The organism is Nostoc sp., assembly GCF_041747015.1.
Classification (GTDB): domain Bacteria; phylum Cyanobacteriota; class Cyanobacteriia; order Cyanobacteriales; family Nostocaceae; genus Nostoc.
In genome coordinates, this window is sequence record NZ_JBGTFY010000104.1 from 1 (window position 1) to 4,310 (window position 4,310).

A 4,310-nucleotide genomic window follows, 5' to 3' on the forward strand; every position below is an offset into this window, starting at 1 on the left:
AGAAATTCATATTGGGCGCGGGTCAGGTTGCTGGGGTATGCTTTACTCATGTTACTCTCTCGGTGCTGTCTATTATCTATTCACAGCTTATACTGAGAGAGCTTTTTTACACCCTTTCCGACTTTTCAAACATCCTCTAAAGCGTTGGAAAAAATCAACACTAGGGGAATGGTATAAACAACGTGACAATTTAGCTGGTTTAACTGTTCACCCCGTTCCACAAAGAGATATTCTGGCTGGTAATAACCGGAAGGCTTCAAAGAATTATCCACTCGGTCGAGATTATCGATAATTACCACTAGTCCTTTTTTACCTTGCTGCTTGAGTCTTTCTCTCGCAGGCTTGAGCAATTCTTGGTTAATTGATTCTAAAATGCCATTAGTGCGCGGTTCTAAATATTGCCGCAACTGACCGCGAAGTTTGGGACTATCTTTAGTTTTGGCAGTAATCTTGGCAATACCTACAGATAATTCAGCTTCTACCCCAATATCTAGCGGCGTTTGCAAAAACTCGGCAATTTCGGTAAATAGATTTTTAAAGTATCCTGGTTTGAGGTTAATTTTTATTGCTTCTAGGCTTCGGCTCACTTCACGAGCTACTGCGAGTAAAATATCTGTGACGTCAATATCAGCCATATCCAAGCTTTGGCTAGACTCAAAATAAACTACGTGCAATCCCTGCTGCTCTAACTCTGCTTTGAGCCGCAGCAATTCAGTGGATTTGCCACAGCCGATATGTCCGGTAAATAATTGACAAGTAGGTTCTTCCGGTGAAAGGCGGGTGATAGTTCGCCCTAATTCTTCAATAATCTTGGCACCACGCACTTTGGAGAAATCAATATAATATTGTCTATCTTCCGGTTTGCTCACAACTAGAGTTTTGCTGGGGTTGCAAGCTTGAAAGAACCTGACTAAATCTAGTTTCATTGCAAATCACGCGAAGTTAGCCTGATACTCTTGTCCATGTTTGTGATTATACAGAGGACAGAGGTGCGATTTCGGAAAAACTTAAGGGATGATTTTTTTCACGCAGAGGCGCAGAGGCGCAGAGAGGATAAGGAGTTTTGACGTTTTATCTTTTGATTCAGTAACGCCGAAAAGTCTAATTTAGGCAATACAACTCACTCAAATACTTTCTGAAGATGGTTTTGAGCAAGATTTTGTGGGAGCGCCTAATTCGTCTAAGGTATTCATTAATGAGTCATCTTGTGCTATGTCGTGGATGTTTTCAGGATTTACCAAATCGTCAAAAGTTTCTAGAGTTTCAAGAGCTTCAAGAGTCTCTGATGCAGACTGATATCGTTGTTTGAAGTCTTCTAGCACCATTTTACTGAGAATCTGAGCTAGGGAGTGGCTTATGTGGGTGCGTAGTTTACTGCCGTAGGCATCGCTCCATTTTATCTCTCCGTCAGCATCTCTATCTAACTCACGGGGTGTTATTCCAGTCAAGGCTTTAATCCCAACCATGCCGATTGCATAGATATCACTACTGTAGTGAGGACGGCCAAAACATTGTTCGCTTGGTGCATAACCCTGAGTACCAATGCCAATGGTAAAGGGGGTTTGCTCTTGATGATCAAGCTGTTTGGTGCTGACTTCTTTGACGGCTCCAAAGTCAATTAGTACCAGTTTCCCGTCTGAGTGTCGCCGGATGATGTTGCTGGGTTTAATATCCCGGTGAATTACGTTATTTTTATGAACAAATATTAATGTTTGCAATAAGTCCCTGACAATTTTGATCACTGCAATTTCATCAATTGCTTTACCTGCTGGGAGTTCCTCATTTAAAGGATGACCAATTATCTGTTCTTGCACTAAATAAAATTCTTCGTCTTCTTCAAAATATGCCAAAAGTTGAGGGATTTGAGCATGGGTTCCCAATCTTTCTAGGGTTTGCGCCTCGGAGTTAAATAAACGTCTGGCCAGGTGTAAGCTTTCTGGTCTGGTGCTGGCTGGTTTTAGTTGCTTGACAACACATCGCGGATTACCAGGACGTTGGGTATCTTCGGCAATGTAGGTTTCGCTGAATCCACCGGAACCGAGAACTTTGACAATTTTGTAGCGTCGAGCTAGGACTTTTCCTGATAAGGCTAAATCTCGTTGCTGAATTAAGTCTTGCAGGTCATCTTGTTGGCTGATAATCTCTTGGACTACGGGGGAAGTTTTATACTTCTGAAAAATGCCGACTAATTGGCGTTTTCTGATATTTTCTCTCACCACTGAGGTTCCCAGATAGGAAAGTCCGGTCATTGCGATCGCAATCATTGGTACAGTAGTAGGAAAAATTAACTGACCATAGACAAATAACCCATAGCTAATTCCTACCCAAGTACCAGATATGGCCAGGCTATACAAAAATCTATTGAGACTACGCTTGCATCTGCTAATCATCAAGGCTGTACTGCCAACTAAAATCAGCACAAACAAACCGCGCAATGGTAGAATGTTTATTCCTTGGGCGATCGCTTTACCTTGCATCAAAGTGGCGATCGCATTGGCGTGAATTTCTACGCCCGACATCCGTTCAAAGTTTGTGGTAGCAGCTATCGCATGATAATCATTGTGTAATTTATCTGTTGCACCAATCAGCACTATCTTGTCCTTGAACATCTTTCCTTGCTGCAAATAAGTGTTCCAGTTTTCCGGGTCGAGGACGTGCCAAAAGGATATTGGTTCAAATGTACCCGCAGTTCCCCAAAAATAAATGCGATCGCCTTTTGGTCGGGGATAATTTACTTTTGCTGCCCTTAGCACTGCTTCATCAAAGGAGGGTAGCTTATCTATTAACAAATTTTCAGCTAACGACTTGGGAAACTCACTCGCCAATCGATGAATCTTGCCATCAACTTCTAAGGGGAAATTAACTGAGCCAATAGACACTAACCCAGTATTAAACATTTGCTGCGGCGACGACAATTGAATAAACGTCCCTTGATGTGTCTCGAAATTTTCGTACACGGCTGCTAAGGTAACTTTGCTGCCATATTTTTGCAATGCTGCCTGGAGTTGGCGATCGTCCGTAACTCCATAACTGCTTGGCGTGTCAAAAAGGACATCTACCGCTACCGAACGAGCACCTGCTTTGATTAACTTTGTAATTACCTGGGCATAAGCAGCACGTTTATAGGGAAAAGATTTCAGTGTTTCTAGGTAGGCGTACTGTTTTGGATCTGTCTTATAGTACTGTTCGGGAACTGATATAGACTGATCGTCTATTGCTAAAATTACAATGTCTTCTGGAGGTACAATCGACCCACGCAGTTGAAAAAAGGCAGAAAGTGTCTGATTTTCCATCACTTGAACCGAATCCCCACCAGAAGCACTCAGCAATGCTGCCCCCATTACCCAAGCACCAGCAAGTAGATGACCTAAGCGAACCATCCACCTAGACTGCCGAGCCGATGCTGTCGAGGTTACTTTTGTCGGTTTACTTGACAGTTTATTGGCAGCAGAGACATAGTTTTTAGTTAAGGTAGACGTAGGTTCTTCTGCCATATCGTGTTACTAATTGATTTAAGTCGAACACTTTTATTTATTCAGACCATGTTTTAGTACAAGCACATTGAAATAAGACTTAAAATGAAAATCTTATATATTTGTAAAGTATCTTCTATTCATCAAAAAACTTTTATTGGTAGAGCTAGCCCCGAAGAGATTCTTACTTAGGCACTGCCTAAGTTATTCTTTTTATGTTAAGTGAGTTACAACTGGTTATTGTCTCACAGATCAGAGCCGAATATCCTCCGCTTCTGCATTAGGTTACGGCAACATTTTACTCTAACCTAACCAACAGGTACACTCATAACTGGGTACTCTACCAGAAGCTGTTCTAAGTCCGTCTTCTGTCTCTGGCGCAATATTGCTACTCTCTACAAAGGCTGTCCTGATAGTGACAGCAAAACCTATAGATAGGTGTTAACTTATATCCCACCCTTAGCCTATGCCATACCTCTTTAGGAGTAAACTTTAATGTTATGCAGTTATAAATGCTGTTACTCAGTCAATTTTATTGGTAGATTTTGATCACAGCGTGGCTCTTGCAGTGCTGGAGGTGAATGAGGTTTAGCAGCCAGTATCTCAACTCCAATGTTGCAACCGTTTTTATGACTTGAAAGAGGTAGGATAAAACCTATAGATAAAGAGTCACTTTATAGATATTAGCAAACAAGACATTTGAAAATTGCTATAATCTATTGTTCCATCTAAATTCATATATATTATTAGGTGTAAATTTGTATGGGTTCTCCAATGAATCGTCTGTCTATTTTTGTAGACGGAAACAATATGTTCTATGCTCAACAAAAAAATGGC

At 41.3% G+C, this 4,310-nt stretch carries 1 protein-coding gene and 2 pseudogenes; 1 reads left to right on the top strand and 2 read right to left on the bottom strand.

The genetic code is table 11. The features are described from left to right. Positions 1–137 precede the first annotated feature (137 nt). Both ACEW80_RS07880 and ACEW80_RS07885 read right to left on the bottom strand, forming a co-directional pair. Positions 138–926: pseudogene (locus tag ACEW80_RS07880) on the bottom strand (P-loop NTPase fold protein); the annotation flags it as partial. A 198-nt stretch (positions 927–1,124) separates the two neighbouring features. Then, a complete protein-coding gene (locus tag ACEW80_RS07885; RefSeq protein ID WP_373526063.1) occupies positions 1,125–3,494 on the bottom strand; it encodes a CHASE2 domain-containing protein in 2,370 nt (789 codons plus the stop codon). Positions 3,495–4,235: 741 nt separating this feature from the next. Here ACEW80_RS07885 and ACEW80_RS07890 point away from each other — a divergent pair. Further along, a pseudogene (locus tag ACEW80_RS07890) lies at positions 4,236–4,310 on the top strand (NYN domain-containing protein); the annotation flags it as partial.

Coding starts and splice junctions, on each gene's coding strand:
- ACEW80_RS07885 (WP_373526063.1), bottom strand. CDS start 3,494: ATGGCAGAAGAACCTACGTCTACCTTAACTAAAAACTATGTCTCTGCT.